12 protein-coding genes are annotated in these 15,099 nt (G+C 36.8%); 1 reads left to right on the forward strand and 11 read right to left on the reverse strand.

What is annotated here, in order from left to right; genetic code table 11:
- Positions 1 to 14: 14 nt before the first annotated feature.
- The 3 genes from CLOCL_RS16360 to CLOCL_RS16370 form a co-directional block, all read right to left on the reverse strand.
- On the reverse strand, positions 15 to 455 hold the full coding sequence (locus CLOCL_RS16360; RefSeq protein WP_014256374.1) for a MarR family winged helix-turn-helix transcriptional regulator: 441 nt from the start codon (positions 453 to 455) through the stop codon (positions 15 to 17).
- A gap of 176 nt (positions 456 to 631) precedes the next feature.
- Positions 632 to 1,996: a citrate/2-methylcitrate synthase gene (locus tag CLOCL_RS16365; protein ID WP_014256375.1), complete on the reverse strand. Its 1,365-nt coding sequence runs from the start codon at positions 1,994 to 1,996 to the stop codon at positions 632 to 634.
- Between the two features lie 163 nt (positions 1,997 to 2,159).
- Positions 2,160 to 2,420 carry a YkgJ family cysteine cluster protein gene (locus CLOCL_RS16370; protein WP_014256376.1) on the reverse strand — a complete coding sequence of 87 codons (261 nt, stop codon included), beginning with the start codon at positions 2,418 to 2,420 and terminating at the stop codon, positions 2,160 to 2,162.
- A 335-nt stretch (positions 2,421 to 2,755) separates the two neighbouring features.
- Here CLOCL_RS16370 and CLOCL_RS16375 point away from each other — a divergent pair, with 335 nt between their 5' ends.
- Positions 2,756 to 4,156: an amidophosphoribosyltransferase gene (locus tag CLOCL_RS16375; protein WP_014256377.1), complete on the forward strand. Its 1,401-nt coding sequence runs from the start codon at positions 2,756 to 2,758 to the stop codon at positions 4,154 to 4,156.
- Between the two features lie 147 nt (positions 4,157 to 4,303).
- Here the strand turns inward: CLOCL_RS16375 and CLOCL_RS16380 are convergent, their stop codons facing one another.
- From CLOCL_RS16380 to CLOCL_RS16410, 8 genes are all read right to left on the reverse strand, one after another.
- Positions 4,304 to 4,510 carry a hypothetical protein gene (locus CLOCL_RS16380; protein ID WP_014256378.1) on the reverse strand — a complete coding sequence of 69 codons (207 nt, stop codon included), beginning with the start codon at positions 4,508 to 4,510 and terminating at the stop codon, positions 4,304 to 4,306.
- Positions 4,511 to 5,023: 513 nt separating this feature from the next.
- A complete protein-coding gene (locus CLOCL_RS21740; protein ID WP_014256379.1) occupies positions 5,024 to 6,334 on the reverse strand; it encodes a helix-turn-helix domain-containing protein in 1,311 nt (436 codons plus the stop codon).
- A gap of 538 nt (positions 6,335 to 6,872) precedes the next feature.
- On the reverse strand, positions 6,873 to 10,097 hold the full coding sequence (carB, locus tag CLOCL_RS16390; RefSeq protein ID WP_014256380.1) for a carbamoyl-phosphate synthase large subunit: 3,225 nt from the start codon (positions 10,095 to 10,097) through the stop codon (positions 6,873 to 6,875).
- A 345-nt stretch (positions 10,098 to 10,442) separates the two neighbouring features.
- Complete coding sequence (locus tag CLOCL_RS16395; RefSeq protein WP_014256381.1) at positions 10,443 to 11,240, reverse strand: Cof-type HAD-IIB family hydrolase; 798 nt, start codon at positions 11,238 to 11,240, stop codon at positions 10,443 to 10,445.
- A 176-nt stretch (positions 11,241 to 11,416) separates the two neighbouring features.
- On the reverse strand, positions 11,417 to 11,674 hold the full coding sequence (locus tag CLOCL_RS16400) for a hypothetical protein (protein ID WP_117405997.1): 258 nt from the start codon (positions 11,672 to 11,674) through the stop codon (positions 11,417 to 11,419).
- A 13-nt stretch (positions 11,675 to 11,687) separates the two neighbouring features.
- Positions 11,688 to 12,203: a ribonuclease H-like YkuK family protein gene (locus CLOCL_RS16405; protein WP_014256383.1), complete on the reverse strand. Its 516-nt coding sequence runs from the start codon at positions 12,201 to 12,203 to the stop codon at positions 11,688 to 11,690.
- 287 nt (positions 12,204 to 12,490) lie between these two features.
- The gene (locus CLOCL_RS23575; RefSeq protein ID WP_014256384.1) at positions 12,491 to 12,625 is read right to left on the reverse strand and encodes a hypothetical protein; all 135 of its coding nucleotides are present in this window, start codon (positions 12,623 to 12,625) and stop codon (positions 12,491 to 12,493) included.
- 167 nt (positions 12,626 to 12,792) lie between these two features.
- Entirely contained in the window at positions 12,793 to 15,036 is a 2,244-nt protein-coding gene (locus tag CLOCL_RS16410; RefSeq protein WP_014256385.1) for a methyl-accepting chemotaxis protein, read from the reverse strand.
- Between the last annotated feature and the right edge of the window lie 63 nt (positions 15,037 to 15,099).

Genomic DNA, 15,099 nt, shown 5'->3' on the forward strand with positions numbered 1-15,099 from the left:
CCTTATGCCAAAAATTATCTCCTGTTATTTTCTTCAATCAGTTTCTTTAACATTTCCAAACCTTCAAATATTTTTTTTACTTCTTCTTCAGTAGCTTCTTTCATTATCTCTTCCATTTTGTACTCTATTGCTTCAAATTTAGTTTTCACACATTCCCTATGCTTAGAAGCTATATTTACCCGTACCACTCTCCTATCATCTTTACTTCTTATTCTTTCAAGAATTCCTTGTTTTTCCAGCCTGTCAACTATTCCCGATACTGTGCTGTTGGACAGCCCCATCTTTTCACTTAAATCACTAATCTTCATCTCGCCGTAATGGGCTATTATACCTACAAGCATTGCCTGCGGACCTGTCAATTTCATATCACCGCAAGGCTTGTGGGCATTTCTAATCAAAACCATAATTTCCTTTAGCAGCTTGCTCACTGCAATACCCCTGTTTACGCCCTCCATCATCCTGCTCCTTTACTTAAATCCATTACTACTTACATAAAACAAAAAGAGTAATATTATTTCGCATCGAAATATTTCGCATGCTAAATATATTACTCTTTCTATATATGCAAGTCAAGGTCTTTATAAGCATTTATATCTGGTTTATAGCTGATGTTTCAAACCCTTGCTGCATCCTATCGTTTTTCAATATCTACGTATTCACGTCTTTTCGCCACACTTTTATATGCCGGTCTAATTATCTTTCCGGCATTTACAATTTCTTCAACACGGTGGGCACTCCAACCTGCAATTCTGGATATTGCGAATATAGGTGTAAACATTTCTCTAGGAATGCCCAACATACTATAAACAAAGCCGGAATAAAAATCGACGTTGGCACTTACACCCTTATACATTTTGCGCATTTCAGATATTACCTTAGGTGCTAATTCTTCCACCTTGGAATAGAGATTGAATTCAGCCTCAAGTCCCTTTTCCTTTGCAAGCTTTTCAGCATACTCTTTTAAGATTACGCAACGAGGGTCTGAAATTGAGTACACGGCATGCCCTATACCATATATAAGTCCCGAACGGTCAAAAGCCTCTTTTTTCAGCAATTTTACCAAATATTCTTCAATCTCCTTTTCATTATCCCAATCCTTCAAATTGCTTTTCATATCGTCAAACATTTGTACTACTTTAATATTGGCACCTCCATGTCTAGGGCCTTTCAACGAACCCAATGCTGCTGCCATTACTGAATATGTATCAGTTCCAGTTGATGTAACAACGTGGGTTACAAAGGTCGAGTTGTTACCTCCACCGTGCTCTGCATGAAGTACAAGTGCCAAATCCAAAAGCGTTGCCTCCAATTTTGTAAACTGACTATCCGGTCTTAACATATGCAATATGTTTTCTGCAGTACTTAATTCCGGTTTCGGGCTATGGATAAACAGGCTTTTCTTTTCATAATAATGGGAATATGCCTGATAACCGTATACTGCAATTAATGGGAAACACGCAATTAGCCGAATGCACTGTTCAAGCACATTGGGAATTGAAGTATCATCAGCACGGTCATCAAAGCTGTATAATGCCAAAACATTTCGAGCCAATACATTCATTATATCCCTACTTGGTGCCTTTAGAATCAAATCCCTTACAAAATCATCGGGAAGATGCCTGTAATCAGCAAGAATTTGCTCAAAATCCGCCAACTGCTTTTCATTTGGCAAGTCACCAAACAACAGCAGATAACACGTCTCTTCAAAGCCATTTTTACCACTCTTTATAAAGCCATTTGAAAGTTCCGTTACATCTATACCCCTGTACATGAGTCTTCCCGGAACAGGAATAGTTTCATTTTCCTCAATGATATATGAATGCACCTCACCAATCTCCGTCAATCCAACCAGCACACCTTTGCCGTCAAGGTCGCGGAGCCCTCGCTTAACCTGATATTTAGTAAACAATTCCGGATCAATATAATTGTTCTTCTGGGCCAACTTGCTCAATGCCTCAATTTCCTCTTTATGTTCCTTGATTTTTGAGTTTCTCATACTTATACTACCTCCTTACCGATTATTTTTTTAACAAACTATTTGGAAGTACTAATGAATTAAATATTCCCTACCGACTAAAACATCACCAGTATTTTAATTTATAAATTTTGTGTATCTTTTTATATAAATTATAGATTTTAATAAATAGCCTTTCTAAAGTTTATCCAACAGGTCTGGTGAGTTTTTCAAGCTTTTCAAGATACGTATAGGCATGTGAAGACTCAGTACCGCACATTTCAAGCGATGGTCTCAGGCTTGAGCAAACAGCTGGTCTCTCGGGTTTGCCGAATATTTTACACCTATTGTCATCGGTCAGTTGAACACATCTAACACCGGAAGGCTTTCCTTCAGGCATTCCAGGTATCGGCGATGATATGGATATAACAATACAGCATGCACCACAGCCTATTCTGCATTCCATCTCTTTATTTCCTTTCATAAAACCGGATAAATAAAATTAATTATATCATTTTTCTTTAATAATTGAAATAAGTTTCGATATATAAATTTAAGTTTTAAGTTAAATCTTTTTATGTTACATCGTCAATAGTAAAAGAGTTATTTTATAATTGTCCTAAATTTAATACTTTAAACTATTATTATATTGATTTATAATGAAGATTATGAGTGCTTATATATTTAATGCCTCTTATTTCCCTAAATACTGTTTAAAAGAAATAGTATCTAGCTGAATTGTCTGAGGCTATTAATAAAATTTTAGTTTGTATTATTTTTTTTAATAGGGGTGATTTACTCGTGGGAGGAATTTTCGGAGTAGCTTCCAAAAATGATTGTGTTACAGATTTGTTTTTCGGTACCGACTATCATTCACACTTAGGTACAAGTCGCGGTGGATTATCTGTTTGGAACGGAAATGGATTTACAAGGTCTATTCATAATATTGAAAACACTCAATTCAGGACAAAATTTGAGAATGACCTTCCCGGTATGGCCGGTAACTTGGGTATTGGATGCATTAGTGATAATGAGGCTCAGCCCTTATCCATATTTTCGCATCATGGTGATTACTCAATAACAACAGTAGGACGTATCAACAATATTGAAGAACTTGTTAAAAAGGCGTTTGAAAAACACTATCTTCACTTTTCCGAAATGAGCAAGAGTGAAATAAATCCCACCGAAGTGGTAGCAGCCCTGATAGATCAGGAAAGCACCATAGAAGAAGGTATCAGACGAGCTCAGGAATCTATAGACGGTTCATGTTCAATGCTTATACTTACTTCGAAGGGGATTTATGCAGCCAGGGACCTCTATGGCAGAACTCCGTTAGTGGTTGGTGCAAAAGACGGTGCTTTTTGCGTAGCATCAGAGTCCTGTGCTTTCCCTAATCTGGGATATAAGACAAAATACGAATTGGGTCCGGGAGAAATTGTATTTATAACACCTGAAGGCATAGAAAAAATAGCGCCACCGGGTAATAAAATGAAAATATGCGCTTTTCTATGGGTTTATTATGGTTATCCGTCTTCATCCTACGAAGGTATGAACGTTGAAACAATGCGCTATCGTAATGGTGCAGCTCTGGCCCGAAGGGACAATGTTAAAATAGATCTTGTTGCAGGGGTTCCCGATTCGGGAGTGGCACATGCTATCGGTTATTCCAATGAAGCCAGGGTTCCATTTAGCAGACCTTTTATAAAATATACTCCTACATGGGCAAGGAGTTTTATGCCACAAGATCAGGCAATCCGAAATTTAGTTGCAAAAATGAAACTTATCCCCATCCCGGAACTAGTAGAAGGTAAAAGCGTGTTATTTTGCGATGATTCCATTGTACGAGGTACTCAGCTTCGTGAAACAGCCGAATTGCTTTACAACTGCAATGCCAGAGAAGTTCACATGCGTTCTGCCTGTCCTCCACTTCTCTATAGCTGTAAATACTTAAACTTCTCAAGATCCCGTTCGGAAATGGATTTGGCAGCCCGTCGTGCTATTGTACAATTGGAAGGCACTATGCCCGATTCCATTGATGAATACACTGATTCTTCCACCGAAAAATACAACTGTATGGTGGACTGTATTCGTAAACATTTGAATCTTACAACATTGAAATATCAAACTTTAGAAGACATGATAGAAGCGATCGGACTACCGGAAGACAAGGTATGTACATACTGCTGGAACGGCAAGAAATAAAAAAATAATATAAAAAGCAAAAATTCATATGTTAACCAGCAGCTTTTTAACTCATTTTTATAAATTAACAATTTAATCAATATAGAAAATAACTAGTGAATTTCAACACTAGTTATTTTTCGCCCTTTTCTTATAAATTCAAATATATTAGCATATATGAAAGTTTATTAATTTATTATTCTTAATCAATTCCTCGTACAATTTTGCAAGCTTTTTGCTGACATCCAGAATAATAATGCTGTCCAAAACAGTAAGTACACTTGCATATCCAATAAATGTATCGTCCACAAAAAGTGCAAGCACTTCCCTATCGGATACTTTTCTGAAATCAGATTTAGGAACACAAATCAACATATAAACCCCTCCTTTAAATTTGATTACAGAGGTATGACTGTTCTTACATTATTATTGCCTAAAATTTTGTAATATAACCAACTATTATTGTTTTTTTAATATAGTATCTATACTACCATTATATTATTGTCCAAGTTTGAAGTTGACTCTCCCCCTGTTACCGAGGCCTCTGTATTTGTCATTATTATAGGTGTTCTTCTATTAAAAACATATCAATTTTCAATTTGCCAAAGGCTATTTCATCATTACTGTATCTTACTCTATTAAATATATCGTCAAATTTTCAATTTGTTCTGAGAACATTTTTCTCATTGGATAATACTTGAAAAATACCTTGTCAACTCGTTTAGCAAATATTTTTGTAACTTTCTGTTCACCTAAAAAACGTTGAGTAGGTTGATGGAAAAATAGTTAACGGGCTTCCTGGCAATTACCCGTACCGGACTTTCACCGACCAATGTGGTCCTGCTTCACTGGACGCACTAATAGAAAAAGCGCCCACTAAAGTGAGCGCTAATTCAAAGCATTAAAAATATTATCAATGCGCTTCTTATTTTGAATAATAAACTGCAACATTTTGCGATTCGTATTTGCAAGTTCTCTGAATTTATCATGGCTTCCAAAGTATGCAATACAAATCATCTGGATGGAACAGATTACATAAAACACCGCCTGTTTTTCTTCCTGCGTCAGTTTACCCTCAAAGTCATAACCTTGCAAAATTCCGGCGAGTATATCTAACCATTTTTCATAAGCCTTATTGCTTGCTTCAGATAAAATTCCGGTTGCACAGTAGCAGACATCCCACAAACGCACATTTACTTCACTTAAGTCAAAGTCAATAAATCCACTTACCTCACCATCATCAAACAGGATATTGCTGGGATTGGGATCACGATGAATAAGTTGTTTCGGCAGTCTGTCATAAAGTTTACCAAAGTTTTCAATATAGTCTTCAAAAAAACTCTCGTCAATCTCCATACCCCACTGCATATTCTGCTGTTTAACATTCGGCAGTGCCCATTCCGTGACACTTTTATACAGGTTCATTTCGTCAAGCGACATGTCTTTTTGTATAGCCTTCAGCGCCTTATGAAGTCGTGCAATGCTTTTACCGTATTTTCCACCAATCTTCCTACAATTACCTCCAAATCTGTCTGTCTTAGGAAGCGGATTACCCTTTAATCCTTGGGTTAGAATAAAAATTTCGTTGGCTTCCAAATACTCACTGCCGGTTTTCGTCAATATTGGAAGAGAAGAAGTAAACCCCTGTCTCTGGAGTGCCTTAGAAAAATTAAGATTTTTTAATAGCTTTTCCCGGTCGCCAGCCTTTAAGATATAATCTTTACCAACTCTCCAAACATTACCGGTAACTTTTGCCCCATCCATGATAAATATATCGCTAATTGGCAGGCCTTTATCTATATCCCAATTCTCCAATACTTTTCGCAATTCTCTTTCAGTATACATTTTTGCTACCTCCGGTTTAATTGGTGTGTGTTTTTGATAAATACTCAAATATTTCTTCGGAGAGCAACCATACATTTTTACAACTGCCTTGTAAAACCCAGCATAGGTATCAAAACCATATTCAAGCACTACATCTATCGCTTTTCTGCCACTGGCAATTTCAGCAAGCGCGTGATCAAGACGCCGCTTTAAGATATAACCTGAAACCGATGAGCCTGTTACAGATGAAAACAAACGATAATAATGATATGTCGAATAATTTGACATCCGGGCAAGTTCTTCTGCTGTGATGTCGGTTTTGAGGTTTTGTTCAATATAATCAAGTGCAATTCTGATTACTTCCGGATATTGCATGGTATCCCTCCTCCCGTACGGTAGCTTTATTATACATTACGCAAATAGGAAAAACATTTCCTGGATTGCTATAATATCAGTTCTCCTATAATACATTGATATATACAAGCCATGAGTCGTCACACAATTACCAGTCAACCCCCATTATGTGCAACCTTATATCCATCCTGTCTCCTCTACTCAATAAAAAAGCCCGTTATCTAATTTGTCAACTCAACCCTATCACTTTCATGGCAAAATATAATATTTTATTTGTTTTATATTATATTTATCATTATAGTAAAAAACAATTTTAAGCAGAGTAGGTTGGTGGAAAAGCTTGTTTTCCACCTTTGAATTACCCATGCCGGACTTTCACTAACAAATAAGTCCAGCTTCACTGGACGCACACAAAAAAGCAAGGCTTAAAAGCCTTACTTTTTGTGTCTTTTATATACAATCAGTAATTCAGTTTTAATACAAGTTTGGCAAAATACTTGTTTACATTGTTACCTTAAATTGTCATCATTCAACTTAACTCTTTAACCAAACTATTACCTTATCCAATACTCTTATGATACTCTTGAAGAGATTTTATAGGTACTACTTTATTTTTACTTTCCTTAAATGCAACTATGCCTTTAATGGAAGCATTTGCAGCAGCCATAGTTGTTATATAAGGTATTTTGTATTTTATAGCAGCCTTACGTATATAAGAATCATCGTCCTGACCTTTCTTTCCAATTGGAGTGTTTATCACCAATTGAATCTCTTTATTGGTTATGCTGTCTATAATATTAGGTCTTCCCTCATTTATTTTCTTAATTAATTCGGCCTCAACATTGTTTTGAGCCAAATACTTCTGAGTACCCGATGTAGCTTTAATTTTAAATCCTGCTTTTATAAATTCCCTTGCAACTTCCAGTGCTTGAGGTTTGTCCCTGTCAGATACACTTATCAGTACCGTTCCTGACTCTGGCAGCGACACCTGGGTAGCTTCCTGAGCCTTAAAGAAAGCCAGGCCGAAAGAATCGGAAAGTCCTAATACTTCTCCTGTTGAACGCATTTCCGGGCCAAGAACAGGGTCCACTTCCTGGAACATATTAAAGGGGAATACTGCCTCTTTTACACCGTAATGAGGTATGTCAAGCTGCTTAAAATTATAGTCGGAAAGTTTCCTGCTTCCATCCAAATTTGAAACCATAAGTTCAGTCGCAATTCGGGCCATTTTTATGTTACATACTTTTGAAACAAGAGGCACAGTTCTCGACGCCCGTGGATTTGCTTCAAGTACGTAAACCCTATCGTTTGCGATGGCATACTGTATGTTCATCAGTCCTATAACATTCAGCTCTCTGGCAATTTGTTCGGTATACTTGCGGATGGTGTCAATGTGTTTATCCTGAATGCTTATAGTGGGAATTACGCAGGCAGAGTCACCGGAATGAATTCCCGCAAGCTCTATGTGTTCCATAACGGCAGGTACAAACACTTCTCTTCCGTCAGAAATAGCATCAGCTTCAGCCTCAATTGCATTGTCAAGGAATTTGTCAATCAATATTGGACGTTCGGGAGTCACATCTACAGCAGCTTCAACATATTGCTTGAGCATCAATTCATCATATATTATTTCCATGCCACGGCCGCCCAAAACATAAGATGGACGTACCATTAAAGGATATCCTATTTTGTTTGCAACTTCAATAGCCTCTTCCAAATTGCTTGCCATACCCGATTCAGGCATAGGAATATCCAGTTTTTTCATCATTAGACGGAAACGGTCTCTGTCTTCAGCAAGATCAATAGCATCGGTGCTTGTTCCCAATATCCTTACTCCTGCCTTTGCAAGATCCGAAGCTATGTTAAGAGGTGTTTGTCCTCCAAACTGAACAATCACACCTAAAGGTTTTTCCTTTTCATATATACTCAATACATCTTCAACTGTAAGCGGTTCGAAATAAAGCCTGTCCGAGGTATCATAGTCGGTAGACACTGTTTCAGGATTACAGTTCACCATTATTGTTTCATAACCCATATCCCGGATGGCAAAAGCCGCATGTACACAGCAGTAATCGAACTCAATACCCTGACCTATTCTGTTAGGTCCTCCGCCGAGTATCATTATCTTCTTGTTATTGCTAACAGGAACATTGTCCTTAACATTGTAGGATGAATAATAGTATGCTGCATTTTCCACTCCACTGACAGGTACTGCTTCCCATCCTTGAACAACACCAAGCTCTATACGTCTTTTTCTTATCTGAGCTTCTTCAACAGAAAGGAGTTGTGCAAGGTATCGGTCTGAAAATCCGTCTTTTTTTGCTTGAATGAGCAAATCATCCGGCAGATTTCCGCCCTTGTATTTTAAAATTTCTTCTTCAAGCATTACCAGTTCTTTCATTTGTTCTATAAAATACTTTTTAATATGGGTAAGCTTATGGAGTTCTTCAACATCAGCTCCCTTTCTCAAAGCTTCATACATAATAAATTGTCTTTCACTGGTTGGATGGGCCAGCATTTCCATTAATTCCGGAAGCGTCTTTTTATTAAAATCTTTGGCAAATCCCAAGCCGTAACGACCAATTTCCAAAGAACGAATTGCCTTATGTAACGCTTCTTTGTAAGTCTTGCCTATGCTCATTACTTCACCGACAGCTTTCATTTGAGTTCCCAGCTTGTCTTCAGCACCCTTGAATTTTTCAAAGGCCCAACGGGCAAACTTTACAACCACATAGTCTTCTGACGGTTCATATTTATCAAGAGTTCCACCTTTCCAGTATGGAATTTCGTCAAGGGTAAGGCCTGCTGCAAGCAGCGAAGAAATCAAAGCTATTGGGAAACCTGTCGCTTTAGATGCTAAGGCAGATGAACGGGATGTTCTTGGATTTATTTCAATAATTACAACTCTGTCCGTCTTCGGATCATGAGCAAATTGAACATTTGTGCCACCGATTACTTCAATGGCTTCTACAATGGAAAAGGCATATTTTTTCAATCTTTCCTGAAGTTCTTTACTAATGGTCAGCATTGGTGCTGTACAGAAAGAATCACCGGTATGTACTCCCATAGGATCCACATTTTCAATGAAACAAACAGTGATCATATTATTTTTTGAGTCACGAACGACTTCTACCTCAAGCTCTTCCCATCCTAAAACCGACTCTTCAATAAGGACCTGACCTACTAAACTTGCTGCAATTCCTCTAGCCGCAACCTGTTCCAGTTCTTCCATATTATAAACCAAACCGCCGCCTGTACCGCCCATGGTATATGCAGGTCTGACAACTACAGGAAATCCGAGTTCTGAAGCTATTTTTTTAGCCTCCTCGACGGAATATGCAGGTTCGCTTTTTGGAGTTTCTATCCCCAACCTGGCCATGGTTTCCTTAAACGCTATACGGTCTTCGCCGCGTTCAATGGCATCCAACTGTACCCCTATTACTTTAACACCGTATTTTTCCAGAACTCCTTCCTTCGCCAGCTCCTGGCACAAATTCAATCCCGATTGACCTCCAAGATTCGGGAGTATTGCATCCGGCCGTTCCTTGGCAATTATTTCAGTCAAACGGTGCACATTTAGCGGTTCGATGTATGTCGCATCCGCCATTCCGGGGTCAGTCATTATTGTCGCTGGGTTTGAATTTACCAATACGACGCTGTACCCTAATTTACGAAGTGCTTTACAAGCTTGAGTACCCGAATAGTCAAACTCACAAGCTTGTCCTATAATAATAGGTCCTGAACCAATTATCATTATTTTGTCAATATCTGTTCTTTTTGGCATAATATCTACTCCTTCATTGGCGCTTGCTCATCTTTGAGCTCTGTGAAATATTATATAACAAAACTTGCATAATTCATAATATTTTTTAATGTTATTCCAAAAAAACTTTACAATTAAAAAAACCCCAAAAAAGCGCCTCTTATTCTGAGCGTAAATGCTTCATGATAAAAGGCGCATATTTACTTAACTTTATTCATAACCTGAATAAACTATGCCTGCAGCTTTCCTTTTTTATTTTACGGCATATTATAACACATGTTTGGGAAAGCTGCAAATAACAATGTATTTTTTGAATTTTATCTAATATATAAAGAACATTATTTATAAATGTAAAAAATCCCGCTGCTATAAAAGTCCGTCCTTTTCCATCTGGCAAATAACCTTCATTACTCCCTCTTCCTGGTTTGAAGGCGCTTCAAAACGAGCTTTTTCCTTTACTCCTTCAGGTGCGTTGCTTACTGCAAAACTATAATAAGACCTTTCCATCATCGGAACATCATTGAAATAATCTCCAAAAACCATAGTCTCCTCATATTTGATACCGAGCATATCCTGTATTTTCTTTAATGCAACACCTTTGTCCACATCCGGGCTTCCAAAATCCATCCAGTGCTTACCCGAGACAATTACTTTGACATCATTGCCCCACTTGGGGTTAAGCTTGGGAAATGAATTCTCTTGAGGATCAATATAGTCATACAAAGCAACTTTGAGTATATCATCCTCAACACTTAGCAAATCCTTTACCAGTTCGCATCTGTGATAATATTTCCTTACTTCAGCTTCAAATTCAGTATTCAAAGTCTCAACATAGGCGCTTTTTTTACCGCAAAGCACAATGTCGCATTCCTCTGTGGCTCTAATATCTTTAATTATACCTTCCACCTTCTGCCTTTCCAATGGCCGAAAAAAAAGTTCCTTCCCCTGATATATTACAATTGCACCATTTTCCGCTATAAAAATAAGTCTGTCTTTAAAAGCAGCAAAATCATTAAGGAGCGTGTGATACTGCCGCCCACTTGCTATGGCCAGGTAAATCCCCTTTTTTTCAAGTCTCAATATCATTTCATCAAATCCCTCAGGCAGCTTACCTTCAGCATTCAGAAGCGTACCGTCGATATCTGTAGCTATTAACTTAATCATATTACACACCTTTACTATTATGTTGATAGATTTATAAAGCATTTTACATTAGATGCATGGCTTTTACAAGTCCCATTCAGGATTTTTAAAATATCGCGCAATAAAAAAGCACCAACTTTATATTTGGTGCCTTGAATCATTCAAAATTTACAGTTTTTGCAAAAAAGCATTTTTTGTTATATTGCTTTTTTCTTATCGCCTATATCAGTTATTGAGCATATAAAATATCTCTTACCGTTTATAATCATTCTGTGATTTCTTCTATTTATTTCAGAAACATTCAACAATTTCTTTTTTCTATCGGAAACATCATATACTTCAATCTTTGTACAGTCTTCAACAATCTTGCTGAAAAACATATCAGGCCTGTCACTCTTATAACACTGTTTCCCTATCAATACATTTCTTGCAGGAGTTACTCTTAAAATGAACATTAATATCATCCTTTCAACCTACTTTGAATTTTTTGCTGTACCTGTTTGCATAGCTGCTCGCTACAAAGGAATCCGGTTTTATCTTAGCATCAATACCTATGCCTTCAAAATAACTTACCATTTCCCTTATAAGCGTTCTTGTCTCACCTTTTATTCCTATGTCAATATGTGCCTCAAGCTTGCAATCGAAATTTTTATAATTGGCACTAAAATCATACAATGCCTCCATCAACTCTTCATTTAATTTATATACTAATTCATAGGTCATCAAAGTTTCCCGTGAAATCTTTTCACTAATATTCTTATACCTTTTATTTTCAACCACTTTAGTTACACAGCACCAGGCTCCTTGCCCGATTCTATGTACATGTATACCCGTTGCAAAACATGTAAATCCTCCCTTTACTTGCGAATCGGTTCCCACTGCAATCCTGTAGTGACAGTCCGGATTGGCTTTAATAAAATACTTTATGCTTGCAACAACATCCGCAAAACTCATATTCTTTTGCATTGAATTGTAAAATCTCATTTTTTTCACCAACTTTTCATTAATTATTAATATATATCAACCTGTGCAAGAAAATCCGTTTTTTCAAACCCATAAAGGTATTTAGACTGTTTTGATTTTAATAAAGTTCCGAAAGTCTCTCTTTTGATAAATTTCGGCAATCCAAAGCAACCATTAAACACCGTGACACTAAATTTTCTTAATTTATCATTCACTCTTTGAAATGAGAATAACAAAAAGTGGTTAAATCCATTGCATTGGACTTAACCACTCTATTTTCGCAAATCATTCTTTATCGCAAATATACATCATTCAGACATACCCTTTTTATTGCATAACAGAGGATTAAGCCAATGTATAGTATCAAGACTTATACCTTGTCTTTCGGATAATTTTGATTGGATATTTATTTTCTTAAGTTCATATATTCTGAAACAATACATTGCAAATCCTCCTTTCATATAATAAAGACTATCTGAACTTAATACATTCAAAAATCACAGTATTTTACAGTAATAATTCTTTTTGCATAGTAATTAAATGGTAGCACATTTGCATTTATCATGTCAACTGATAAACAGAATTGAAATATTTTTGTAACACTTTGTTGTCATCTATATTTCTCAAAATCCATTTCATCCAGTAAAAGATTCTTTTTATTGAAAGTTTTCTTAATCTTCTCATTATCATTATTGGCTGAATACTCCAAATAATTGACAATCTCCGGATCAATGCTTTCATATCCCGATCTTGCGTTATAGCTTTTTCTTATTCTAAATCTGCCCACCATATCATTAAGAACCTCTGCCTGACTTGACAGTTCCTGACTTGATGCTGCAGTTTCCTGGGATGTTGCTGAGTTGGTCTGAACAACCTGTGAAATCTGCAATACCCCTTGATTTACTTGAGAAATACCTGATGCTTGTTCATTAGATGAAACGGCAATTTCTTCTACCAGTTTGGCCACCTTTGTAACACCATCAACAATTTTTGAAAGTGCTGCCGCCGTATTCTTCGCTATATTCATGCCGTTTTCTGTTTTTGAAACCGTTCCTTCTATTAATGCAGTGGTCTCTTTTGCAGCCTGTGCACTTCTTCCGGCAAGACTTCTCACTTCGTCAGCCACAACAGCAAATCCTTTTCCGTGCTGCCCGGCTCTGGCCGCTTCAACAGCAGCGTTCAACGCCAGAATATTGGTCTGGAATGCTATTTCATCTATGACTTTTATAATCTTGTATATATTAGCTGATGCTGTCGCAATTTCATCCATTGACTTCAGCATCTCCTGCATTTGTCTATTGCCTTCAACCGCATCCTCTCTTACCGAATCCGCAACTTCACTTGCATCTTTGGCATTAATGGCATTCTTCTTTGTCTGTTCATCTATTATACTCATGACTGTTGTTAACTCTTCAATCGAACTGGCTTGTTCTGTTGAGCTCTGTGAAAGCATTTGGGACGAATCGGCAATTTGTTTTGCACCTGCAGATACCTGCTGCGCCGCATTTTTCATCTCATTTACCACTTCATTAAAGACTGATAAAATATTATTAAGTGAAGCTTGTATCTCAATAAAATCACCTTTAAATTCTTTGTCTATTTTAACATCTAAGTTACCGTTGGACATTTGGTTTAAAACATAACTAATTTCACTTATATAGCTCTTTAAATTGGAAATTGTCTTATTCAGAGCATCCTTTATTATTGCATGCTCACCCTTGTAATCTCCTTCTATACTGACCTGCAAATTTCCCTTTTCCAATTCCTCAAGTACACTTGAAGCTTCAATTATCGGTTCTACCACTGCATCTAGTGTTTTATTTATTCCTAAAATTATTTCTCGATATAAGCCTTTGAAGCTTTCAGCTCGTCCTCTCACATTAAGTTTACCTTCAATAGCAGCTGCTGTTAAACTGTTTGCCTCATAAACAAGTCCTTTTATTGCCTCTGTTGTTTTCTGAAGTGCAGGTCCCACTTCATCCTCATCATCCCTAATCAGCAATTCAAAATCAAAATTTCCTTCCGCTATTTTATGCATAGGATCCACTACATACTTTTGAAGTTCATCGGCATATTGATCCATTGCCTTTGCGAGCTTGCCAATTTCATCTTTTCTGTTCAGATTAAGCCTTTTTCTAAGATGCCCGTTTTTAATCTCATTAATCATTTCCACCACAAGAGTCAGTGGCTTTGATATATTTCTAATTATTGCATAGCCAAAAATAAAGATCATAATTAGCAAGCAAGCTAATCCAACAGATATATATATTCTGATACTGACTCTTCTTTTGCCATATACTGTGTCATTTACTTTTACCGCATCTTCCAATATATCATTTGCTTCATCCAAACGCTGTCGTGCCTTGATAAAGGTATTTTCCCATTTTTCATCAAAGGCTTTGTTTTCTATGCATAAATTTGAAACTTCAGCCCAATCGTCTATTTCAGAACTTACTTTCTCCAAAATTTCAAATATTGATAATTTACTTGTATCTCCTGTAAACTCAATCCATTCGTTTTTCGTGTTTTCAATTTCCTGTACCGCAGTTAAAATTCTCTCTTTTGCAGTCTGTATATTTTCATTATAAAAGTTAATTTGCGCATCAATTTGTTCTTCTCCATTATCTTCCAAAACCAGTTTCTGTACTGCTGCATACGCCTGGTACAAATCTCTGTCAGCATTTAATACAGCTTCCTGGGCAGCTCGTGCAGACTTCAACATGTTGGTTTGTTTATTTTGAATTGAAGTGCTTGACATTAAAGACCAAACTGCAAATAAAGCAACGCCTATAATTGATATAAACAGAAGTAACAAAATCTTTGCTCTTATTGATATGTCAGAAATCCATTTCATAGTATATTCACTCCTTCAACTATAAGTACCGATGTTTTATCGAAAATGTATATTACGACGTTT

It is taken from the genome of Acetivibrio clariflavus DSM 19732, assembly GCF_000237085.1.
GTDB lineage: Bacteria > Bacillota > Clostridia > Acetivibrionales > Acetivibrionaceae > Acetivibrio > Acetivibrio clariflavus.